This is a genomic window from Candidatus Accumulibacter similis, from assembly GCA_013347225.1.
Lineage (GTDB): Bacteria > Pseudomonadota > Gammaproteobacteria > Burkholderiales > Rhodocyclaceae > Accumulibacter > Accumulibacter similis.
Genome location: CP054595.1, coordinates 358,568 through 378,690 on the forward strand (window position 1 = coordinate 358,568; position 20,123 = coordinate 378,690).

General features: G+C 64.8%; 24 protein-coding genes and 1 rRNA gene. 9 read left to right on the top strand and 16 right to left on the bottom strand.

All coding sequences use genetic code 11. The features are described 5' to 3' along the window. Nucleotides 1-17: 17 nt before the first annotated feature. The 4 genes from HT579_01600 to HT579_01615 all read right to left on the bottom strand — a co-directional run bounded on the left by HT579_01600 (nucleotide 18) and on the right by HT579_01615 (nucleotide 3,952). Nucleotides 18-1,592, bottom strand: coding sequence for a cbb3-type cytochrome c oxidase subunit I (locus tag HT579_01600; GenBank protein QKS27770.1), 1,575 nt, complete (start codon nucleotides 1,590-1,592; stop codon nucleotides 18-20). Between the two features lie 20 nt (nucleotides 1,593-1,612). Then, on the bottom strand, nucleotides 1,613-2,404 hold the full coding sequence (locus tag HT579_01605; GenBank protein ID QKS27771.1) for a cytochrome c oxidase subunit II: 792 nt from the start codon (nucleotides 2,402-2,404) through the stop codon (nucleotides 1,613-1,615). After that, a complete protein-coding gene (locus HT579_01610; GenBank protein QKS27772.1) occupies nucleotides 2,397-3,113 on the bottom strand; it encodes an SCO family protein in 717 nt (238 codons plus the stop codon). Before HT579_01610 ends, HT579_01605 begins: the two co-directional genes overlap by 8 nt. Nucleotides 3,114-3,178: 65 nt before the next feature. Beyond that, complete coding sequence (locus tag HT579_01615; GenBank protein ID QKS27773.1) at nucleotides 3,179-3,952, bottom strand: heme-copper oxidase subunit III; 774 nt, start codon at nucleotides 3,950-3,952, stop codon at nucleotides 3,179-3,181. Between the two features lie 194 nt (nucleotides 3,953-4,146). Here HT579_01615 and HT579_01620 point away from each other — a divergent pair, with 194 nt between their 5' ends. After that, the gene (locus HT579_01620) at nucleotides 4,147-4,788 is read left to right on the top strand and encodes a cytochrome c4 (protein QKS31436.1); all 642 of its coding nucleotides are present in this window, start codon (nucleotides 4,147-4,149) and stop codon (nucleotides 4,786-4,788) included. An 81-nt stretch (nucleotides 4,789-4,869) separates the two neighbouring features. Here the strand turns inward: HT579_01620 and rpoH are convergent, their stop codons facing one another. Beyond that, nucleotides 4,870-5,733, bottom strand: coding sequence for an RNA polymerase sigma factor RpoH (gene rpoH / locus HT579_01625; protein ID QKS31437.1), 864 nt, complete (start codon nucleotides 5,731-5,733; stop codon nucleotides 4,870-4,872). A gap of 324 nt (nucleotides 5,734-6,057) precedes the next feature. Between rpoH and HT579_01630 the strand changes: the two genes are divergently transcribed. The 4 genes from HT579_01630 (at nucleotide 6,058) to HT579_01645 (ending at nucleotide 8,202) form a co-directional block, all read left to right on the top strand. Continuing rightward, on the top strand, nucleotides 6,058-6,318 hold the full coding sequence (locus tag HT579_01630) for a hypothetical protein (GenBank protein ID QKS27774.1): 261 nt from the start codon (nucleotides 6,058-6,060) through the stop codon (nucleotides 6,316-6,318). A 66-nt stretch (nucleotides 6,319-6,384) separates the two neighbouring features. Further along, entirely contained in the window at nucleotides 6,385-7,224 is an 840-nt protein-coding gene (locus tag HT579_01635; protein QKS27775.1) for a DUF692 domain-containing protein, read from the top strand. Then, entirely contained in the window at nucleotides 7,221-7,994 is a 774-nt protein-coding gene (locus HT579_01640; GenBank protein QKS27776.1) for a putative DNA-binding domain-containing protein, read from the top strand. The genes HT579_01635 and HT579_01640 overlap by 4 nt, the downstream gene beginning before the upstream one ends. Beyond that, nucleotides 7,972-8,202 carry a cysteine-rich CWC family protein gene (locus HT579_01645; protein QKS27777.1) on the top strand — a complete coding sequence of 77 codons (231 nt, stop codon included), beginning with the start codon at nucleotides 7,972-7,974 and terminating at the stop codon, nucleotides 8,200-8,202. The genes HT579_01640 and HT579_01645 overlap by 23 nt, the downstream gene beginning before the upstream one ends. On the opposite strand, the gene nudB is transcribed toward HT579_01645, so the two are convergent. From nudB to HT579_01675, 6 genes are read right to left on the bottom strand one after another with little or no spacing between them, the layout of a single operon-like run. Continuing rightward, on the bottom strand, nucleotides 8,165-8,620 hold the full coding sequence (gene nudB, locus HT579_01650; GenBank protein ID QKS27778.1) for a dihydroneopterin triphosphate diphosphatase: 456 nt from the start codon (nucleotides 8,618-8,620) through the stop codon (nucleotides 8,165-8,167). The genes HT579_01645 and nudB overlap by 38 nt on opposite strands. Beyond that, nucleotides 8,617-9,060: a barstar family protein gene (locus HT579_01655; GenBank protein QKS27779.1), complete on the bottom strand. Its 444-nt coding sequence runs from the start codon at nucleotides 9,058-9,060 to the stop codon at nucleotides 8,617-8,619. Before HT579_01655 ends, nudB begins: the two co-directional genes overlap by 4 nt. Continuing rightward, the gene (locus HT579_01660) at nucleotides 9,057-9,458 is read right to left on the bottom strand and encodes a ribonuclease (protein ID QKS27780.1); all 402 of its coding nucleotides are present in this window, start codon (nucleotides 9,456-9,458) and stop codon (nucleotides 9,057-9,059) included. Before HT579_01660 ends, HT579_01655 begins: the two co-directional genes overlap by 4 nt. A 9-nt stretch (nucleotides 9,459-9,467) precedes the next feature. Beyond that, nucleotides 9,468-11,270: an aspartate--tRNA ligase gene (gene aspS / locus HT579_01665; protein ID QKS27781.1), complete on the bottom strand. Its 1,803-nt coding sequence runs from the start codon at nucleotides 11,268-11,270 to the stop codon at nucleotides 9,468-9,470. Between the two features lie 13 nt (nucleotides 11,271-11,283). Beyond that, nucleotides 11,284-11,937: a DUF502 domain-containing protein gene (locus HT579_01670; GenBank protein QKS27782.1), complete on the bottom strand. Its 654-nt coding sequence runs from the start codon at nucleotides 11,935-11,937 to the stop codon at nucleotides 11,284-11,286. After that, nucleotides 11,922-12,260 carry a zinc ribbon domain-containing protein gene (locus HT579_01675; GenBank protein QKS27783.1) on the bottom strand — a complete coding sequence of 113 codons (339 nt, stop codon included), beginning with the start codon at nucleotides 12,258-12,260 and terminating at the stop codon, nucleotides 11,922-11,924. Before HT579_01675 ends, HT579_01670 begins: the two co-directional genes overlap by 16 nt. A 397-nt stretch (nucleotides 12,261-12,657) precedes the next feature. Here HT579_01675 and HT579_01680 point away from each other — a divergent pair, with 397 nt between their 5' ends. Continuing rightward, nucleotides 12,658-13,464, top strand: a complete 807-nt coding sequence (locus HT579_01680; GenBank protein ID QKS27784.1) for a DUF2189 domain-containing protein — start codon at nucleotides 12,658-12,660, stop codon at nucleotides 13,462-13,464. A 130-nt stretch (nucleotides 13,465-13,594) separates the two neighbouring features. Here the strand turns inward: HT579_01680 and HT579_01685 are convergent, their stop codons facing one another. Beyond that, nucleotides 13,595-13,822 (bottom strand): zinc ribbon domain-containing protein, encoded by a 228-nt coding sequence (locus HT579_01685; GenBank protein ID QKS27785.1) that lies wholly within the window; start codon nucleotides 13,820-13,822, stop codon nucleotides 13,595-13,597. A gap of 365 nt (nucleotides 13,823-14,187) precedes the next feature. On the opposite strand from HT579_01685, the gene HT579_01690 reads away from it, so the two are divergent. Continuing rightward, nucleotides 14,188-14,589: a hypothetical protein gene (locus HT579_01690; GenBank protein ID QKS27786.1), complete on the top strand. Its 402-nt coding sequence runs from the start codon at nucleotides 14,188-14,190 to the stop codon at nucleotides 14,587-14,589. A 33-nt stretch (nucleotides 14,590-14,622) separates the two neighbouring features. Next, the gene (locus tag HT579_01695; GenBank protein ID QKS27787.1) at nucleotides 14,623-16,419 is read left to right on the top strand and encodes a methyl-accepting chemotaxis protein; all 1,797 of its coding nucleotides are present in this window, start codon (nucleotides 14,623-14,625) and stop codon (nucleotides 16,417-16,419) included. 97 nt (nucleotides 16,420-16,516) lie between these two features. Here the strand turns inward: HT579_01695 and HT579_01700 are convergent, their stop codons facing one another. Both HT579_01700 and HT579_01705 read right to left on the bottom strand, forming a co-directional pair. Then, nucleotides 16,517-17,101, bottom strand: coding sequence for an isoprenylcysteine carboxylmethyltransferase family protein (locus HT579_01700; protein ID QKS27788.1), 585 nt, complete (start codon nucleotides 17,099-17,101; stop codon nucleotides 16,517-16,519). Between the two features lie 10 nt (nucleotides 17,102-17,111). Further along, entirely contained in the window at nucleotides 17,112-17,810 is a 699-nt protein-coding gene (locus tag HT579_01705) for a hypothetical protein (protein QKS27789.1), read from the bottom strand. Between the two features lie 506 nt (nucleotides 17,811-18,316). On the opposite strand from HT579_01705, the gene HT579_01710 reads away from it, so the two are divergent. Further along, a complete protein-coding gene (locus tag HT579_01710) occupies nucleotides 18,317-19,090 on the top strand; it encodes a GNAT family N-acetyltransferase (GenBank protein QKS27790.1) in 774 nt (257 codons plus the stop codon). Nucleotides 19,091-19,192: 102 nt separating this feature from the next. Here HT579_01710 and mnmD read toward each other — a convergent pair whose 3' ends face one another. Then, a complete protein-coding gene (gene mnmD / locus HT579_01715; protein QKS27791.1) occupies nucleotides 19,193-19,882 on the bottom strand; it encodes a tRNA (5-methylaminomethyl-2-thiouridine)(34)-methyltransferase MnmD in 690 nt (229 codons plus the stop codon). Nucleotides 19,883-19,953: 71 nt separating this feature from the next. Then, a 5S ribosomal RNA gene (gene rrf, locus HT579_01720) occupies nucleotides 19,954-20,067 on the bottom strand. Nucleotides 20,068-20,123 lie beyond the last annotated feature (56 nt).

Sequence of the window (20,123 nt, forward strand, 5' to 3'; positions counted from 1 at the left end):
GCCCGATCCGCACAGACTCAGCGCTTGTTGTCGTAGGCGTAAGGCGTCCACTCCTCACTGACGCTCGGCGGCGACGGCCAGTTGCCATGCGGCGGCGGCGATACCGTGGTCCATTCGAGGGACATCGACTTCCATGGATTGTCGCCAGCCGGTGCACCCTTCATGGCGCCGATGATCCAGTTCAGCAGGGCAATGGCAAAGCCGACGCCGAGAATGGCCGCTCCCAGCGTCATCAACTGATGCGCGCCCTCGAATTGCGAGAAATGCGAATAGTCGTAGTAACGGCGCGGCATTCCCTTGACACCGATGTCCATCATCGTCCAGAAGACGATGTTGGTGCCAACGAAGGTGACCCAGAAACCCAGCTTGCCCCAGAACTCGTTGTACATGCGGCCGGTGATCTTCGGAAACCAGTAGTAGACGCCGGCGAAGATCGAGAAGGTCCCGGCAACCGCCATTACATAGTGGAAGTGCCCGACAACGTAGTAGGTATCCGAGAGATGCAGCGTCAGGGAGGTCAGAGCGAGCGGGATACCGGTCAGGCCGCCGATGAGGAAGAGAAACAACACGCCGAGAGCATACAGCATCGGCGTCTCGAACGTGATCGACCCCTTGTACAGCGTGCCGACCAGGCCGATCAGCATGAGGCCGACGGGAACCGAGATCATCAGCGTGGTGACCATCTGACCAATGCGGATCCAGTCCACCATGCCGGTCACGTAGAGGTGATGGACCCATACGACGCCCGACAGGAGGATGATGCCGCCGATGCCGCCGTAGACCACCGCCTTGTAGTTGAACACCCGGTTCTTGGCAAAGGTCGCGACGATCTCGAACAGGACGCCGAAGAAGGGCAGGAAGATGACGTAGACGGCTGGGTGCGAGTAGAACCAGAAGAGGTTCTGGTAGGTCAGGACGTCGCCACCGCGCGTCGGATCGAAAAAGTGCGTTCCCAGATACTTGTCCATGCTGATCAGTGTCACCGCCGTACCCAGAACGGGAACGAAGATGAGTTGCAGGATGAAGGCGCCGAGCGTGCACCAGACAAAGATGTTGAGCTTGTTCCAGGTCAGTCCCGGCGCACGCATGTAAGCAATGGTCGTCAGGAAGTTGACGCCGCCGATGATCGACGCGAAGCCGAGGATCAGCACCGTGAAGGAGTAGAGGGCGGTATTGCCGGCGGTGATCGTCGAGTATGGCGGATAGCCGGTCCACATGACGTCCGGCGGATCGGGAATGAAGAAGGTGAGCAGCGCGAGAATGATGCCGACGTAGAACAGCCACACCGACAGGGCGTTGACGCGTGGGAAGGCGACGTCCTTGGCGCCGATCATCAGCGGAATGCAGTAGTTGGCAAAGAATCCGGTCAACGCCGGGATCTGGAAGCCGAGAATCATCACTGCCCCGTGCGCATAGAGCCAGACGTTGTAGCTCGACGGATTGCTGGTGATCGTTGGTCCCAGCGTAGACAGCTCGATGCGCATCAACAGCGCCATGACCCCGGCAACGATGAAAGCAGCCATGGAGCCGATCAGATACAGCACTCCAACGCGCTTGTGGTCAGTGGTGAATATCCATTCTTTCAGATTCATGTCCAGCGTCCTCCCGTCACTCAACTACTTTTCTTGGCAGCAGCCCCGCCCGCTTCATACCATCGCTTGAACTCTTCCGGCGTCTTGACGATCACGCGGCCCGCCATGTACGAGTGCATCACGCCACAGTATTCAGCGCAGGTGACCACATGCTCCTTGCCGGCCTCTCTGGGCAGGAACCAGAGATAGGTCGTGCGGCCCGGCATCGAGTCTTCCTTCACCCGGAAGTCCGGAATGAAGTGGCTGTGGAGCGTGTCACGACTCGTCATGCGCAGCAGTACCGCCTTGCCCGCGGGGACGATCAGTTCGTTCTGCGTCTGCATCCCGTTCGGATAGGTGTAGTCCCAGCTGTACATCCCCGACTCGAGATGGACCTCGAGACGATCGGCCGGGACGTCGCGGTACTTGTTCCAGAGCACCCAGCCGTTGGCCGCGAGGAAGAAGTCGTCAGCCAGGAAGACGAAGGCCGGAATGACCGCCCAGCCGATCGCCGCGGCAGGCGACAGCTTGGGCCCGCTACCCACCTGTGGTCCACCCGGCACGCGTCGATAGCGCCAGATGAAGTAGGCCGTCATCAGGGCAAAGAGGATGCCGATCACCGTGATGTCGATGAGCACCTCCTTCCAGAGGTAATCCCATCCTGGAGCCGGATCGGTGATCCGGGCCTCGCCCTGATGCAGATACTGGAGCTTCGAGACATTGCCCGACCCCGGGCCCTGGCCACTGCTCTGCCCATCCCCACCTGCCGCCATCGCAACGCTGCTGACCGCGATCAGAGCCGTCGCTGCCCAGTGCTTGAGTATGCTATTCATGCAACCTCCCGAACCTCCTCCGATATCCCCATGCTCCCAAGCCCATCAAGGCGAGACCCAGGAACAGGGACCCTACACCCGCGAGCAGCGAGTAATTCAGTTGATACGTGCCTTCTTCATAGTTGTAGCTGAAGCACGCGCCGGTCACGATGTCAAAGACTGCCGTCGAGTTGGCGATGCGCTCCCAATCGGCTTCGGTCAGCGCCAGTTCGATCGCCCTGGCGTCCATCCGCGTGCCGTAGATGTAGCGCGCAACCCGGCCTTCCGGTGTGACGAAAACCAGCACGTTCGGATGCAGGAAGGCCTTCGCCGCATCCGACCAGAAAAAACGAAACCCCACGCTGCCGACAAAGGCAGCAACATCGTTGCCGGCAAGGACGGCATGCCGCCAGCCGTCGCGCCATCCCTCAGGGATGCCCCCGCTCTTGCGCAGGAAGTCGGCCGCCGTGGCGCTCGAATCGCGCTGGTCGAAGGACACGGTCAGCACCCGGTAGTCGGCGCCCAGCCGGAAGCGCTCGACCCTCGCCAACACCTTCGCCAGCTCCATGTTCATCGTCGGGCAGGTGCCATCGCAGCCGTAGTAGGACAGCAGGAGGATCAGCGGCTTGCCGAACATCTGCCCCAGCCGGAAGCTCTGCCCGTCGCTGTCTGTGAGAGCCACCGCACGGTCCAGCCGCGCACCGAGAAACTGCGGTTCGTCGATGCGCATGATGGAGGTGTCCGGCGAACTGTTGCGGGTTGGCTCGCCGACTGCGTACGCGAATGCCGACACCGCTACCAGAAGTAGACTTGCGAGACGACGAAGAACCAAATGATGTCCACGAAGTGCCAGTAGAGGCTGGCTGGCCGCCAGAACCCCGCCGGGATGGTGCCTTTCAGGGCAGGAAAGAGCCCGGCGGTGAAGATCGCCAGGCCGACGATGACGTGCGAAGCGTGCAGCCCGGTGATCGAGTAAAAGGTCGTTCCGAAGCTGTTGCTCGAGATGGTGAAGCCTTCCTTGATCAGGTGACCCCACTCGTAGATCGACATGCCGAGAAATGTGAAGCCGAGCAGCATGGTCAGCAGCAACCACTTGAGAACGGTTCCCCGATCGCCGCGATGCATCGCCTCCTCCTCCGCCATGTGGATGGTGAACGATGAGGAAACGAGGATCACGGTCATCACCAATGGGTAGGCGATCGGCAATGTCGGCGTCCCGGCGGGAGGCCAGGAAGGGGCCGAAAGGCGCATGTACCAGTAGTAGACGAAGAAGGTGGCGAAGATCATCGCCTCGGCGAGGATGAACCAGCCCATCGCGCCATACGAGAGGCCCTCACCCTTGCCGATCGCCTCGTTGGTCCAGCCGGCAACGCCACCGAGGATCATCGGCACGCCCAGGCCAAAGGCGATCAGGGCAGCAAAGGGCATGTGATAGACGAACTGGAAGCAGAAGGCCAGGCTCCAGGCGAAAACGCCAATACTGATGATCGCCGGCCAGATGCTGTAGTCCCAGTGGGCGTGGGCGTGGCCGTGGCCGGCATGGTGGTGGGCAGCATCGTACTGCGACATCGCGAATCCTCCCTTCGTGGTCCCTGTTTGACGGCGGGCGCTCCTCGAGCCCGGTTGCCAGCCAGGCGGCGACTCTTCATAATGCCCGGCCTGTGACAAATTGTCGCAGAATTATGACAGAATGTACGGCGTCGTGCAAAGTCTCGTTTTTGCCCTGTGGGGAGGAAGGAAGGAACATGTTCAAGACCGCGTCCATGCTGGGAATGGCGTTTCTTGGGGTCACCGGTGCCGCGCTCGCCGCAGGGAACGCTGAGCTCGGTCAGGCCAAGGCGGAAGTCTGTGCCGCGTGCCACGGCCCCGATGGCAACAGCATCGCGCTGCCGCCGCCGGCCGATCCGTGGCCGAAGCTCGCTGGTCAGCTGCCCGAGTATGTCATCAAGCAGGTACACGACTTCAAGTCAGGACGGCGCAAGAACGAACAGATGTCACCGCAGGCCCAGGCCGTCGCCGAAGCCGATCTGGCGGACATCGCCGCCTACTTTGCCAAGCACAGGATGACGGCCAACGAAGTGAGCGACAAGGGTCTCCTGGCCAAGGGAGAGCAGCTCTTCTTCAAGGGCAAGGGCCGCCCGCAGGTGGTGCCGGCGTGCATCGGCTGCCACGGCCGATCGGGTGAGGGAAATCGCGACTGGGGCAAGCTGATGAGCAAGGCACCCACCGTCCTGGCGCCGGCGATCGGCGGCCAGCATGCGAACTATCTGGAGAAGCAGCTCAAGGCGTACAAGGATGGCAGCCGCAACAATGACGAAGGCAGAGTAATGCGGGACATCGCCGCACGCCTCAGCGATGCCGAAATCGCCGCCGTTGCCGAATATGCAGCGACGCGCGGCAAATAGCCTCGCGGGTGTGTCGGCGGTGGCCTGAGTTGTGGCGAGCACCAGCCACGAGCTTGGGGAAGATCGCTGGCTGGGGCGGGCCTAGCGACCCCCGGGCACCATGGGCTCCAGGATGGTGCGCATTTTCTGCATCGCCTTGACTTCGATCTGCCGGATGCGCTCGGCGGAAACGCCGAACTCGACCGCAAGCTCGTGCAGCGTTGCTGGGTGCTCGTCGTTCAGCCAGCGCGCTTCGACGATTCGCCGGCTGCGCGGATCAAGACCAGCGAGCGCGGTCTGCAGACCATCCTGCTGCAGCTGATCGCGCGCCCGTCCCTCGAGCACCCGCATCGGCTCGCTCGACGCGTCGGCGAGGTAGTCGATCGGCGCAAATGCGCTCTCGTCGTTGCTGTCGCCCTCGAGCGCCAGATCGTTCCCGGCCATGCGCGAGTCCATTTCGACGACATCTTCCGGCTTGACGCTCAAGCGGTGGGCAATGTCCGCCACCTGGGCCTGGCTCAGTGAATCGCTGCTGCCTTTCATGCTGCGCAGGTTGAAGAACAGTTTGCGCTGCGCCTTGGTCGTCGCGACCTTGACCATCCGCCAGTTCCTAAGGATGTACTCGTGGATCTCGGCCTTGATCCAGTGGATGGCAAAGGAAACCAGGCGCACCCCATGCCCCGGGTCGAAGCGCTTGACGGCCTTCATCAGCCCGATGTTGCCTTCCTGAATGAGGTCTGCGTGCGGCAGGCCGTAGCCCAGATAGCCGCGCGCCACGGCGATCACAAGCCGAAGATGCGAAAGAACCAGCTGCCGCGCAGCGTCAAGATCGTCTTCCTCCCGGAAACGGGTGGCAAGGCGAAGCTCCTCCTCCGCGCTCAACATCGGGATGCGCCGCACCGCCTGAATGTACGAATCGATGCTGCCGGCAGCGGAAACCGCCGGCATGGTCAGGGCGTGGGTCATGTCAGTCATTCCTCCTGCAAGCTTCTCAAATAATCATTCTAGCACTCGGCGCATGAGAGTGCTAATTGCAAGAAAGGTTCGCACACTCAGCGCAGCGGGCTTGGACAGACTGCTCTGCCACCCCACGGCGGCGGTCGCCGGGGGAGGGGGCACGCATCGACGCCGCGGCCCCCCGCACGGCTCCAGCAGCTGGTCCGCGCCGCACTGAAAAAAAACTTGCTGGAAATGTAAGCAATTCCTCGATTCGCGCGTCTAAACGCTGTCAGGCAATCGGGCGCAGCAGGGCCAAGTCTGACCCACCCCATCCACCAAAAGGAGAAACACATGTCAAATCAGAAGTCTGGTGTCGCTATCGCCGCTGCCGCCGCCGCCCTCTTTGCCGCCGGTACGCTGGTTGCCCCGACCGCCCACGCCGCCGACGCGGCAACGGTCCGCTGTGCCGGGGTGAACTCGTGCAAGGGCTCCTCGGAGTGCAAGACCGCCAAAAGCGAGTGCAAGGGAACGAACTCCTGCAAAGGCCAGGGCTGGGTGACCAAGGGCAGCGCCAAGGAATGCACCGACGCCGGTGGCAAAGTCGTCAAGTAACCATCGCGCGGGGTCCCGTCGGCGACCGGCGCCGGCGGAACCCGGTACTCGGCCCAGGGAGGCCTGATGCAGGAACTTGTCAGCGGCTTCGGGATCGGTCTGCGCAGCGAGCACTATCGCGATTTTATCGCTGCCCCGCAGCCGGTGGACTGGCTCGAGGTCATCTCCGAGAACTATCTGGTTGCGGGCGGCAAGCCGCTTTGGCATCTCGACCGCATCCGCCGCGACTATCCGATGGTGATGCACGGGGTGTCGCTGTCGGTCGGTGGCAGCGAGCCTCTGGACCGGCCGTATCTGCAGGAATTGCGCCGCCTCGCCGAGCGGATTCAGCCGGCCTGGATATCCGATCATCTGTGCTGGACGGGCACCTCTGCCCTCAACCTGCACGACCTTCTGCCCCTGCCCTACACCGAGGGCTGCCTGCGCCACCTGATACCGCGCGTGCAACAGGTGCAGGAGACGCTCGGACGGCCACTGGTGCTCGAGAACGTTTCCAGCTACGTCCGCTACCGCGCGGACGAAATGAGCGAGTGGGAGTTCATCGCCGAGTTGGTCAGGCGAAGTGGTTGCGGGTTGCTGCTCGACGTCAACAACGTCTACGTCAGCAGCGTCAATCATGGCTTCGTTGCACGCACCTTCATCGACGCCATGCCGGCCGCCGCGGTCCGGCAGATCCACCTCGCCGGCCACGAGGACCATGGCACTTACCTGATCGATACGCACGACCAGCCGGTCTGTGATCCCGTGTGGGACCTCTACGCCTATACCGTCAATCGCCTCGGGCCCGTACCGGCGATGATCGAGCGCGACGACGACATCCCGCCGCTCGAGTCGCTGCTCACCGAACTCGACAGGGCTCGCCGCATCGCCGGCTCCGCTGCCGGTGGCGCCAGGTGGGCCGCATGAGTCCCAGTGGCACACTCGTAGAGCTGCAACGACGCTGCCAGCAAGCGATCCTCGACGGGAATCCGCTGCCGGGCCTCTTCGCCGGCGAAGGCTCGGGCAGCGGCGGCGGCTTCGGCATCTACCTGCAAGCCTACCGGGCACGACTCACCGCAGCCCTCCAGGACAACTACCCGGTCCTGCAGCGCGCCATCGGCGATGACGCCTTTGCTGCTCTGGCAGACGGCTACATCACCAGGCGGCCGTCGACGTTCCGCTCGATTCGCTGGTTCGGTGACTGTCTGTCCGACTTCCTCGCCTCTTCACGCGAACATCTGGCGCATCCGTCGCTGGTCGACCTGGCCCGGATGGACTGGGCGACGCGCGCCGCCTTCGACGCCGCCGACGCCGAGGCACTCGGCGCCACCGATCTCGCCGCTTTGCGCGCGGAAGACTGGCCGCGGCACCGTTTCAGACTCCTGCCGTCGTTGCAGATACTGCACCTGGACTGGCAGGTCGAGCCGATCTGGAGGGCGCTCGATGCCGACCCTCTCGCCAGCAGCGACGAGCCGCTGTTTCTGCCACACGTGCTTCTCGTCTGGCGCCCGCAGCTCGAATGCCGCTGGCGATCGGCAGCCACCGTCGAAGCCAAGGTCATCGAAGCGCTGACGACTGGTGCTTCCTTCGCGGCCTGCTGCGACCTGATCGCCGACTCTGGTGATGTCGAACCGGCAGCAACCGCCGCCGGCTTCGTGCAGGGCTGGATCGCCGATGGCCTGCTGGCCCGTGATTGAGTCCGCGCTGGGTGGTGGCGAAGCCCGCTGCGCGCGCTGTGGCGCTCCATTCGCTTGCGGCATGATGGCTTCATCGGCGAGCGATTGCTGGTGTCGTCAGCTACCCCCTCTGGCCGCGGCCGCAGCGCCTGGATCGGGGTGTTACTGCCGGCGTTGCCTGGAAGAGTCGCTCAGAGCTGCTGCCCAACCAGCCGCTCCGGCAGCATGAGGATGGCCTCGCGGTTGCTCCACGAAAAGCACCTCTCTGCCGCCTCGCGCCACGGCAGCCAGCAGTACGCCAGATGCTCGCCGGCTGCCAGGGTGACGGGCACTGGTTCCGCCATCTGCAGGGAGAAGACGTGCTCGGTATTGCAGCGCACCGCGGGCGCGTAGCGGTGCCGCCATTCGGCGAAGATCTCGTAGCGGTTGCTCATTTGCCAGTCGCAGAGATCGGTGGCGGCGGCGGCAAGTCCCGTTTCTTCGCGCACTTCCCGCACCGCCGTCGCCACGAGATCCTCGCCGGACTCCTGGCTGCCGGTCACCGACTGCCAGTAACCCGGGTGAGCCGCCCGCTCGAGCAGCAGCACCTGCAGATCCGGACTATGGATCACGACCAGCACTGAAACCGGCCGCTTGTAGCGGCTCATTGAGTCGCGGCGAAAGTGGCCAGTCCGGGCGCCTGCAGATCGAGGAGGATCCACATCGGATATCCCTGCGCCCGCCATTCGCCGATGGCCTCGGCGAAGACGTCCGCGAGCACGGCAAAGGCTGCCGGCTCCTGCGCGCGGAATCCCTCGCCGTGGTCGATGATGACCACGTAGCCGGCCGCTGCCGCCCACGAAAAATCGGTCAGGCAATCCTTGAGCGCGTCGAGGTTGTGCCCGTACCAACCCGGAAAGTCGAGACCACTGCCAAGCCTGGCGAGCACCTCGTCGAGGTGCGAACAGTCGGCAAGACTGACTTCGAAACAGGCGAATCCGGCTTCTGCGGCCGCTCTCCCGACCGCCTCGCGGCAATCGGCAGGCAGATGGAAGACGCCGCTGGCGTTGGCGTCTTCGAGAGTGGCGAGCAACTCGTCGGGAATCATGGCTGTTCGCGTATCCTGCGAAAACTGAGATAGTGATCGGCAGTATAGTAGTACTCGCCGGAACGAGCGACATCGCCACCGCGGCCGCTGCCGGCAACGATCCGGCGCGGCCCGCGGTCACGCCGGCCCGGCGTCGGCACCGTGTACTCGCGATAGTAGCCCCGCGGCTGCAGCGGCAGCCGCTTCTCGAAGTTGCCGAAAACGCTGCCATCCTTGTGCGGATAGGGGAAGGGCCCGCCTTCGCGGATCAGCCGCAGGGTCTGAATGGCCTCCGGCGGCAGTTCGCCGAGCGCAACGCTGCCAATCTCGCGACTCTCGCGCGCGGCCGCCGAACCCGCAAGGCAGCAGCCGACAATCGCCAACAGAAGCAGCCGGACGACGGCCAGTATTCTCGCCATCGGGGCAACCTATCCCTTGCCGATCTCGACCTGCGTATCGACCCTCTGGCGAAGGCGAATGTGCAGTTCCCGCAACTGCCTCTCGTCGACTCCACTCGGTGCATCGGTGAGCAGGCACTGCGCCCGTTGCGTTTTCGGGAAGGCGATGACGTCACGAATCGACTCGGCGCCAGCCATCATCGTGACGATTCGGTCGAGTCCGAACGCCAGGCCGCCGTGCGGAGGCGCACCGTACTTCAGCGCGTCGAGCAGGAAGCCGAACTTGGACTGCGCCTCGTCGTCGGCAATGCCGAGCGCCTTGAAGACCTGTTCCTGGACCGCGGCGCGGTGAATCCTGACCGATCCTCCACCGAGTTCCGAGCCATTCAGCGCCAGGTCGTAGGCCTTGGCGAGGCAACGCCCCGGGTCAGTTGCGAGCAGCCCGAGGTGCTCCTCTTTCGGGCTGGTGAACGGGTGATGGCAGGCGTTCCAGCGACGTGCCTCGTCATCATACTCGAACATCGGGAAGTCGACGATCCACACCGGCTCCCAGGCGCTTCCGTTCACGAAACCCTTCTCGTGACCGATACGTACCCGCAGCGCGCCAAGCGCATCGTCGACCACCTTGCGCCGGTCGGCGCCAAAGAAGATCAGATCGCCGGAGACCGCGCCGGTACGCTCGATGATGGCCTGTAGCGCTGCGGCGTGCAGGTTCTTGACGATCGGCGACTGCAGGCCGGCCTCGTTCAGTTGGGTGACATCGTTGACCTTGATGTAGGCGAGACCGCGGGCTCCGTAGATGCCGACGAACTGGGTGTAGGCGTCGATCTCGCCACGCGTCAGGCTGGCGCCACCGGGAACGCGCAGTGCGGCAATGCGACCACCTTCACTGTTGGCGACACTGGCGAAGACCTTGAACGGTACGTCCCTGAGCACGTCCGCCACTTCAACCAGTTCGAGCGTCACCCGCAGATCGGGCTTGTCGGATCCGTAACGCCGCATCGCCTCGCCGTGACTGAGGCGAGGGAAGGGCCGTGGCAGCTGCACCGCCATGACCTCGGCGAACACCGTGCGGATCAGCTCCTCCATCAGCGCGATGATCTCGCCCTCGTCCATGAAGGACGTCTCGATGTCAACCTGGGTGAACTCCGGCTGCCGGTCGGCACGCAGGTCCTCGTCGCGGAAGCACTTGGTGATCTGGTAGTAGCGGTCGAAACCGGCGACCATCAGCAACTGCTTGAAGAGCTGCGGCGACTGCGGCAAGGCGAAGAACTGGCCGGGATGAACGCGCGACGGAACCAGGTAGTCACGCGCGCCTTCCGGTGTGCTCCTGGTCAACATCGGCGTCTCGATGTCGATGAAACCGGCAGCGTCGAGAAAGCGCCGGAAGGCGCGCGCCGTGCGGTAGCGCAACTGCATGTTCTTCTGCATTTGCGGACGCCGGAGATCGATCACCCGGTGCAGCAGGCGGGTGTTCTCCGACAGGTTCTCCTCGTCGAGCTGGAAGGGTGGAGTCAGCGACGGGTTGAGAACCTCCATCTCGTGGCAGAGGATCTCGATTTCGCCGCTCGGGATGTTGGGATTCACCGTGCCCGGCGGTCGGGCACGGACGCGGCCCCTGACACGCAGGCAGAATTCGTTGCGCACGGATTCGGCGGTGCGGAACATGTCGGCCCGGTCCGGATCGCAGACGATCTGGGCAATGCCTTCACGGTCACGCAGGTCAACAAATATCACGCCACCGTGATCGCGACGCCGGTGGGCCCAGCCACAGAGGGTGACTTCCTGATCGACGAGCCGCGCATCGACCTGTCCACAATAATGAGTTCGCATGCTCTGGTCCGTTTCAGCTGTTGCGGTTGATCATCGAGCCGCCGGAAAGGCCGGCGACCCGTGGTGGCGGTGGTGCCACGACACCCATCGAGATGACATACTTCAGCGCGGTGTCAACGCTCATCTCCAGTTCGACGACCTCGCTTCGGGGCAACATGAGGAAGAAACCCGAGGTGGGGTTCGGCGTCGTCGGCACGTAGACGCTGACGTACTCGCCCGCCAGGTGACGCGCCATCTCGCCGCCGGGGCGGCCGGTGAGAAAGGCGATCGTCCACGCGCCACGGCGCGGGTATTCGATCAGCAGCGCCTTGCGGAAGGCGTTGCCCGACGACGAGAAAAGGGTGTCGGAAACCTGCTTGACACTGTTGTAGATCGAGTTGACCACAGGGATTCGCGCCAGCAGCCTCTCCCACCAGACGACCAGCCGCTGACCGATGAAGTTCGCGGCGATGACACCGGTGAGCAGGATGATCAGCAAGGTGAGGATCGCCCCGCTACCCGGAATGTCGAAGCCGAGCACGGTGCGCGGATGAATCGCTGCCGGCAGCAGGTGGAGCGACTGGTCCATGGTACCGATGATCATCGTCAACACCCAGGTGGTGATCGCCAGCGGCACCCAGATCAACAGGCCGGTGATGAAGTAACGCTTGATCAGTTGCCGGCGCACGCGCTCGCTCCGTCGGTGCTGGCAGACGCCGCCGCCGGTGCCGCAGCGGCCGCCTTGTCGCCGGCAGGCGCCCCGTCGCTGGTGGCGGGCGCCCCCTCCGTCGCCGCAGGCGTTTCCTTGCTCGACGGCGGCTGCTTCTGGCCACCTTTGAAGTCGGTGACGTACCAGCCACTGCCCTTCAACTGAAAACCGGCAGCCGTCAGCTGCTTGACGTAGGTCACCTGGCCGCACTCCGGACAGGTGTCGAGGGCCGGGTCGCTGAGTTTTTGCAGGTGATCGTTCGCAAAACCACAAGAAGCGCAGCGATAGGCATAGATGGGCATGACTAACCTTCAGAAAGAACAGGGAAAAGCGCGATTATACGCGATCGCGGCAGCGATCGGGCTGTGCCGGCGGAGTGCAGCACATGCGGCCGCCGCCGGGCCGCCGGGAGGGTGGCGCGGCGGCAGCGGCGAGGCTGCTGCCGGCTCGGCAGCGGCTGATGGTCTTCCACCGTTGGCAGCTGATGGTATTCTCCGTCTGCGGAAGTCACCTGCCATCTTGCGGCAGGAAGGGGTGGAGGAGCCCCCGAACTCCGCTCTCAGGCCGGCGCCGGGACAGACCCGCCGGGCACCCGCGCGTGACCGGCCGCAGCGGGCGAAACGCCGCGGCATCCTGGCTGTGTCGCGGCCCGGGACGGGGCGCGATCGGCAATGGTCGCAGCCTGTGGAGGGTAGAGGAATGAGCAACAATGACAGCGCGCAGGCGGGGCACCCGGTCAGCAACTTCCCCGTCATCCGCAACATCGAGGCCGCGGCAATCCCCCGCTGGCTCGTCGCCGGCTGGCGCGACTGCCGCACGGCCGGTATCGCCAGCCTGTTCTACGGCAGCTGTTTCGCCGCCGCCGGGTGGCTGATGTACATCGTCTTTGCCGAAGCCTATGCGCTTTTCGCCGGGCTGACGACGGGCTTCCTGCTGGTCGGTCCGTTCCTGGCGATCGGACTGTACGACCTCAGCCGTCGCATGGAACGCGGTGAACCGCCAAGGCTGGCTCCGACGCTCGCCGCCTGGCGCCCCAATCTACCCAACGTCGGCCTCCTCGCCGCCCTGCTGACAATCGTCCTGCTGATCTGGGCACGCGCATCCATGGTCGTCTTTGCGCTCTTCTTCACGGGCGGTCTGCCGAGCTTTGCCGAAGTCGTGCGCAGCGTCCTGACTTTCGAGCAGGCCGAGTTCTCGCTCGTCTATTTCGCCGTCGGCGGCTTTTTCGCTGCCTTCGTTTTCGCCATCGGCGCGGTGTCGCTGCCGCTGATGTTCGATCGCAAGACCGATGCCATCACCGCGGCCATCGCCAGCCTCGTCGTCTGTGGCCGCAATCCGGGCCCGATGGTGCTCTGGGCAGGCAGCATTGTCCTGATCGTCAGCATCGGCTTTGCGACGCTCTTCGTCGGCCTGATCGTCGCCACACCGCTCGTCGGCCATGCCACCTGGCATGCCTACCGCGAACTGGTCGAGGACGATGCCGACCGTGGCCCGGCGACGTCATGATGCGGTCGAGATCCCTTCCGGCGAGCGCCCAAAGGGCGCAACCCGGCCACGGTCGCGCCCGCCGGCCACCGTCGACGGGCGGCGAAGGACGATGCCAGCCCGTTCCAGGCGACCGCCGACAGCCGGGCGTTCAGTGCAGGTGGCAGGCTCCCGGCCCGTCCGGGTGTCCGCAGCTGCCGCAGGGAGCCGGAAGATCGCTGCGCCTGCTGGGCGAGGCACTCGCTGCATTGAAGGCCGACAGCTTCTTGCGCAGGTCGGTACTGTCGCATTGCGGGCAGTGCAGTGCGGGTGAAGACTGGCGTACCAGCTTCTCGAACTCCTGCCCGCAGGCAGCGCACTCGTATTCGAAGATGGGCATGGCGTCGATACTCCCGATGGTGCCGAAAACCCTGGCTGTCCGCGATGTTGCCGGCGGCCGGGGGAGGAGTCACATGCTACCAGTTTTCACCCTGACTGCGGATCACACCGGGCTCGCCGGCTGGTGCGCCCAACGGGAAGCGCTGCCAAGGGGGAGAAGATGGTGCCGCAAGCGACGGTCGCAGCCCGCGCCCGCAACTGCGAGGCCACATGCGGACCCGCAGCGAAACTGGTGCCGTCTGATCGCGCTGGCAAGGCATCGCATCCGAGATGCCAGTGTCGCATCCGGCGCCGGCCGGTGACGCGCGGTTGCCCAGACGCTCTGCCGCAGCTGCGCATGCAAATCATCATCACCCCGGAGCGCACATGAGCAACACGACGCGCGATGGGTCAACCGCGCGCAGCGGTACGGCGCGGCTCGACCCGAGGCCACGTCTCTTCCGCGGCGTCACCGCACTCCTTGCCTGCGCGGCGGTGACCGTACCGCCACAGACTGCGGTTGCCACCGACTCGTCGCCAGCGACGGGTGAAGCCGTCCCGGGGCTCCCCCGACGCTGGCTTCGCACCGAAGGTGGCTACGTCCTGGAAGTCCGGCGCGTCGCCAGCGACGGCCAGCTTCAGGCCGCGCATTGCAGTCAACGCCCGATCCACGCCGCGCGCGGCGAGTGGACGCGCAAGGACGGCAAGCTCGGCATCCTCGGCGAATTGCACGGCGTCGATTACTCCGGTTCGAAGTACTTCCTGCAGTGCGTACCCGGGCGCGGATGACTGCTCGGGACCTACTTCCAGGCCGTACAGGGAGTGACCTTCAACGTCGCGTTCGTCCGTCAGGTGGTCACGGAACGGCGCTGCTGCCGGGTGCCGGTGCAGCGACGCAGGGTGCTTGACAGCCGTGCACATGCTGCTGCACTGTCGCGGCAGGCCTGCTTCCTGCTTTCTCCGCAGGGCACCGGATACCAATTCTTTCTCGAGGGATTAGCACCAATGAAGATCAAGACGCTTCTCTGGGGTGGCTTCGCCGCCGTGTCCGTCCTGATGACCGGTCTGGTCGTGACCGCCACAGTGCAGATGAACATCATCGACGGACACGTAGACAATATCGTCCGCGCCGCTCGCAACGAGTCGCTCGCCCGCGACATCGCTGCCCAGGTCAACAACATGCGCCGCTACCAGCTCAATGCACTGGTGAGTGCAGCCGATGAGCGCGACAAGGAGCTGGAACGGGTGACGACAACGGGCAGGGAAAGCTCCCGGCTCGCCGAGGAGCTCGAGAAGACGCAGCGCAGCCCGGAAACGAGACAGCTCGCGGCCCGCATGCGCGAGCTCAATGAGCGGTACTGGCGAGGCAACGATCAGGTGAAGGCGTTGGCCGGGGAGGGCCAGACCGATGCCATGCGTGCCCTCGTCCAGGGAGACGCGCGCTCGCTGCAGCGTGAGGCGGCAAGTGAAAGCGAAAAGTTCATCCAGATTCAGCAGGACCGCAAGATCAAGGCCGAAAAGGCTGCCGCCGAGGCGCAGTCTCTGGCGGAGAAGCTGATGCTGGCGCTGCTGGTTGTCGCCTTGCTGCTGGCCGCCGGCGTCGCTTACCTGGTCACCCGCCGGATATCCGACCAGCTTGGAGGTGAACCGGAACAGGCAAGGCAGCTCGTTCAGCGCATTGCTGGCGGTGACCTGCGCCAGGACGTGCTGCTGCCGGCGGGCGATACGCAGAGCCTGATGGCGCACCAGCAGCAGATGCAGTCACGGCTGCGCGCGATGCTGACGGACGTCGCGTCGACGGTCGCCAGCACGCAGGAGGCAGCGCGGTCGCTGGCCGTTTCGGCACAACAGGTCGCAGAGGCTTCGCACTCGAGCAGCGACTCCGCTTCGTCGATGGCGGCGGTGGTCGAGGAAATGTCGGTCAGCATCGGCGAGGTGACCGACAACGCGCGCGCCGCGCTGAGTACGGCAAGTGCTGCGTCCGGACTCTCCGACCGGGGCGGAGAAGTGATCGAACAGGCAACGAACGAGATCAACCGGATCGCCGATACGGTCCGCCAGACCTCGCAGGCAATGCACGCCCTCGACGAGAGCTCGGAGAAGATCTCGACGGTCGTGCAGGTGATCAGGGAAGTGGCCGACCAGACCAACCTGCTGGCGCTGAACGCTGCCATCGAGGCTGCACGCGCTGGCGAGTCGGGACGCGGCTTCGCGGTTGTCGCTGACGAGGTGCGCAAGCTCGCCGAGCGCACCGCCAAGGCAACCAGCGAGATCAACGCCATGGTGCTGCAGATTCAGCAGGAGACCCGCAATTCGCTGGATTCGATGGCCAGCGCGGTGCGGCAGGTCGATCGCGGCGTTGAACTCGCAGGGTCGGCAGGCGAGGCCATCCGCAACATCCGCGGCAGCGTCGATCAGGTCGTGTCCGCCGTCGGCGAAATCGGCAACGCGATCGCCGAGCAGTCGATCGCCAGCCAGGAGATCGCGCGCCGGGTAGAGCAGGTGGCGCAGTCGTCCGAAGAGAACAACGCGGCCGCCCAGCAGACTGCCGAGGCAGCGCAAACGCTCCGGGATCTGGCGAACGGACTGAGCGCGACGATGGCCCAATTCCGAACCTGAGCTGGGCGATCATGGATCGTGGGCCAGACCGCTGCGGCGCCGACAATCCCATCGAGCAAACGGGCGGCAGGCTCCGTCGCAACTCCGCTGACCGCATTCAGCCGACAAGCAGCGGCAGGCCCCAGAGGGCCCAGGCGGCGACGGCAGCCCACGCCGCCAGGGTCGCCGCCAGGTTGAAACCGGCGTTGTTCTGGCGAAACAGCTGCCAGTTCCAGTAGCCCACCGTCTCGCCGGTTGCCGGCCAGACGGGCAGGAACCGCCGGACGGTCGTGCAATAGTGGTCGTAGGCGGCACCGAAGATCGGCCGCAGGTGCGCCTCCTCCCGCTGCACGCGTGCATCCATGTACAGCCAGTAGAGAATCGTATAGGCGATCAGGATCCAGCCATTCGCCAGCAGCATCAGGAAACCGAAGAGAATGAAGAAGCGACCGAGGTACATCGGGTTGCGCACCATCGTGTAAGGGCCGCGGGCGGTCAGCGTCGAGTTCTTGTCGAGCGAGGCGAAGCACCAGAGCTGAATGAACTCGCCGCACATGGAGACGGCGAAGCCCGGTAGCAGCCAGTCGCTGCGGACGAACTGCGCGACGACGATCATCCCGAGAATGACGATCGGCGCCCGCATGCGGACGAGAAAGCGACGCAAACCGGGGTGGTGGAAGATTCCGTTCGAGGTTTCCTTCATGCTCTACCTTTCATGAGCCGGATTCGCGCCGACCGGCACGCCGCCTCTTGCTCAAACCAAAATAACCGCGGGGCAGCCACAGCTTGCGCCAGCGATTGCTGCGTTCGAAGCGGGCACGCCGTTCGCCATCCATCGCTTGCGGCTGCCATGCGGCCCATTTCTTGTAGACCCCCGCCATGTCCAGCTCTTCGAGCAGTCGGCGCAAGCGAGGCGGCATCCAGGTTGTCGACACGCTCGCCTGAAAATCGATGATTCCCGGAGTTCCGTCCGGCAGCATCAGCAGATTGCCGGCACCCCGTGTGTCGAGATGGACGACCCCACGCGCATGCACAGCCTCGAGCAAGCCTTCGAGGCGCACCAGATAGCCCGGCGTGATCAGCGCGCGCTCGATCTTCGCCAGGCTGCGGCCCGGAACGAAGCGTGCCGCGATGGCATGCGCATCAAGCCTGAAAGCATCGCCCGGCGTGCCGGCGATGCCCTGCAGGCGCTGCAGGGCCCGCAGTTCCCGCCGCAACAGCAAGCGGCCCAGGATGTTCCGCACCCACCAGGAGCGGCTGGAGAAGTCCTTCACCGTCCACTCCGCACCGGCAATCGTGACCCGTTCGACACGCGCGTTCGCCCAGCGGCCATCGCGCAGCAGCGTGCGTTCGGCGCGCGTCAGGTCGGCGCGGGTGAAGGCGGAGGCAGTGGCTGGAACCAGGGTGTTCATGGGTTGTGGCGACGCCCCGCAGAGGAGTCGCCTCGTCGATCTGGCGGATGGGAAATGTCTGAGGCCGCTTCACACATCGCTGCCCGACGGGGCATGTGCTCACGGAAGCGCCCGATTATCCCGAATCTGGGAGCCTGCAGTCAAACGGCAGTCCGCCGCAAGAGGGAGGCGGACGTCGGAGCCCGCCTCGCCGCCCATGGTGCGGACCCGCTGCGCCGCAGGTGGCACTACAATCGAGGCTTCGCCGCTTTCGCTGCCCCGACATGCCTGGAAATGCTTCGCCCACTGGACACCCCTGCCCATTGCGCAGTCCGCGCTGCGTCCGCGGGCACCGTTGTGGCCATGATGGGCGCACGGCAGTCGCCGCGACTCTTCGCCTCGCCGGCTACCCGTGGATCGGGTACGGCGCCATGGCGTTGGCAACGACGGCTGACTTCGTCAATCTGCCGATCCGCGAGCCGCCGCTGTCCCGGCAGGCGACGTGACGGAAAGTGGCATCGTCGACGTTGAACCACCTCGGACTGCCAGTGGGCGCAGAGATCGCGGACTGGCAGCCCCCCGCGCCGCCCCTCTGGCGTGCGCTCGAGGGGCGGCGCGTGCGCCTCGAGCCACTGTCTGCGGAGCGTCATGCGGCCAGTCTGCACGCCGCCAATGTGCTCGACAAGCGCGCCCGCAACTGGACCTACCTCCCCTATGGGCCATTCGCTGATCTCGGCGAGTACGTGGCATGGATCGACGCCAACTGCCGCGGCCCGGACCCGTTGTTCTATGCCATCGTCGAACGGCATTCCGCCGCTGCGGCCGGTGTTGCGAGCTACCTGCGGATCAGCCCGGCCAGCGGCTCGATCGAGATCGGCCACATCAACCTCTCGCCCCGCCTGCAGCGTACCGCAGGCGCCACCGAAGCGATTTACCTGCTGCTGCGACATGCCTTCGAGCTGGGCTACCGGCGCTGCGAGTGGAAGTGCGATGCGCTCAATTCGGCTTCGCGTACCGCCGCACTGCGCCTCGGCCTGTCTTTCGAGGGGATCTTCCGGCAGGCAACCGTGGTCAAGGGTCGCAACCGGGATACCGCCTGGTACGCGGCGATCGATCGCGAATGGCCAGCGCTCGCGGCGGCCTTCTCACGCTGGCTGGACGACGGCAATTTCGACGGCGAAGGCCGGCAGCGCGTATCCCTGTCGGCACTGACGCGACAGGCCTTGTGCCGCGCAAACGGCGTGTCCCCGGAAACCGACGTCCGCGGGAGCGGTACTGACCGATCGGCGCCGGCCGCTTGAACTCCAGCGCCGCCACTCCAGCGCCGCTGGTCGCCTGCTCGGCAGCACAACAGGCAACAGCCGGGGGCGGCATCACGCCGCACCACCCACAGCAGTGTGACGTCATGGCCGCCGGGCCCGCGTCATCTCGCGTTTTCCCGGCGCACCGGGCAGCTTCTCCACCTCCAGTCCGACCGAACGCAGATTGCGGCGAACCTCGCCCTTGGCGCAGTAGGTGACCAGGACTGCGCCGGCGCTCATGCAGCCGGCCAGCTTTGCGAAAACGTCGCGCGTCCACATTTCGGGCTGCACAGCTGGCGAGAACGCATCGTGGTACACCAGATCGTACTCCCCCTGCGGCTCAAACTGGCTGAAGCTGCAATGACACTTCTGCAACCTGAAGTGTTCGTCGAGCTGCCGCTCGCTTCCCCATCGGCAGCGATGAATGGCTTCGAACATGGCCCGCGCCCTCGTCACCGCGAGCTGTTCGGGGTAGTTCAGCAGCGCGACCAAATCGTCGTCAAGGGGATAGGGCTCGATCGCCACATAGGCCACCGCCAGCCGGGCAGAGCGGCTGCCCTGCCATGTCAGGAGGGCGTTGAGGCCGGTGCCGAAGCCAACCTCCAGCACCCGCAGCCGGTTCCGCTGCAACGCGGCCGCTTCACCATAGCCATTGCCGATGAAGACATGCCGAGACTCGAGCAGCGCGCCATGTGACGAGTGGTAATGCTCGTCGACCGCCGGCAGGTACAGCGAATGCGAACCATCGCTCGTCGCAACCAGAAGCCTCTCGCCAAATGGTGCCTCAGCCATGCAGATCAGCGAAGCGGAAAGCCGAAAGCCCTCGCCACGAGTGAGTGGGGAGGGCTTTTGGTTGGTTGGGAGCCTGGCGGTGACCTACTTTCACACATGAGGTATGCACTATCATCGGCGTTCCTTCGTTTCACGGTCCTGTTCGGGATGGGAAGGGGTGGGTCCAAAGGGCTATTGCCGCCAAGCGTAACGGGAGTGTCCGCGGTGTGTCTGCGGACGCAAGAGGGGAAGAAGGGGTTGT

Bases quoted from the DNA above. Each gene is read 5' to 3' on its own strand.
- HT579_01610 (QKS27772.1), bottom strand. From the start codon at position 3,113: ATGCGCATCGACGAACCGCAGTTTCTCGGTGCGCGGCTGGACCGTGCG.
- HT579_01645 (QKS27777.1), top strand. From the start codon at position 7,972: ATGGCCTGCTGGCCCGTGATTGAGTCCGCGCTGGGTGGTGGCGAAGCC.
- HT579_01620 (QKS31436.1), top strand. From the start codon at position 4,147: ATGCTGGGAATGGCGTTTCTTGGGGTCACCGGTGCCGCGCTCGCCGCA.
- HT579_01640 (QKS27776.1), top strand. From the start codon at position 7,221: ATGAGTCCCAGTGGCACACTCGTAGAGCTGCAACGACGCTGCCAGCAA.
- HT579_01605 (QKS27771.1), bottom strand. From the start codon at position 2,404: ATGAATAGCATACTCAAGCACTGGGCAGCGACGGCTCTGATCGCGGTC.
- rpoH (QKS31437.1), bottom strand. From the start codon at position 5,733: ATGACCCACGCCCTGACCATGCCGGCGGTTTCCGCTGCCGGCAGCATC.
- HT579_01675 (QKS27783.1), bottom strand. From the start codon at position 12,260: ATGCCCATCTATGCCTATCGCTGCGCTTCTTGTGGTTTTGCGAACGAT.
- aspS (QKS27781.1), bottom strand. From the start codon at position 11,270: ATGCGAACTCATTATTGTGGACAGGTCGATGCGCGGCTCGTCGATCAG.
- HT579_01630 (QKS27774.1), top strand. From the start codon at position 6,058: ATGTCAAATCAGAAGTCTGGTGTCGCTATCGCCGCTGCCGCCGCCGCC.
- HT579_01700 (QKS27788.1), bottom strand. From the start codon at position 17,101: ATGAAGGAAACCTCGAACGGAATCTTCCACCACCCCGGTTTGCGTCGC.
- HT579_01660 (QKS27780.1), bottom strand. From the start codon at position 9,458: ATGGCGAGAATACTGGCCGTCGTCCGGCTGCTTCTGTTGGCGATTGTC.
- mnmD (QKS27791.1), bottom strand. From the start codon at position 19,882: ATGGCTGAGGCACCATTTGGCGAGAGGCTTCTGGTTGCGACGAGCGAT.
- HT579_01655 (QKS27779.1), bottom strand. From the start codon at position 9,060: ATGATTCCCGACGAGTTGCTCGCCACTCTCGAAGACGCCAACGCCAGC.
- HT579_01600 (QKS27770.1), bottom strand. From the start codon at position 1,592: ATGAATCTGAAAGAATGGATATTCACCACTGACCACAAGCGCGTTGGA.
- HT579_01690 (QKS27786.1), top strand. From the start codon at position 14,188: ATGAGCAACACGACGCGCGATGGGTCAACCGCGCGCAGCGGTACGGCG.
- HT579_01615 (QKS27773.1), bottom strand. From the start codon at position 3,952: ATGTCGCAGTACGATGCTGCCCACCACCATGCCGGCCACGGCCACGCC.
- HT579_01705 (QKS27789.1), bottom strand. From the start codon at position 17,810: ATGAACACCCTGGTTCCAGCCACTGCCTCCGCCTTCACCCGCGCCGAC.
- nudB (QKS27778.1), bottom strand. From the start codon at position 8,620: ATGAGCCGCTACAAGCGGCCGGTTTCAGTGCTGGTCGTGATCCATAGT.
- HT579_01680 (QKS27784.1), top strand. From the start codon at position 12,658: ATGAGCAACAATGACAGCGCGCAGGCGGGGCACCCGGTCAGCAACTTC.
- HT579_01685 (QKS27785.1), bottom strand. From the start codon at position 13,822: ATGCCCATCTTCGAATACGAGTGCGCTGCCTGCGGGCAGGAGTTCGAG.
- HT579_01635 (QKS27775.1), top strand. From the start codon at position 6,385: ATGCAGGAACTTGTCAGCGGCTTCGGGATCGGTCTGCGCAGCGAGCAC.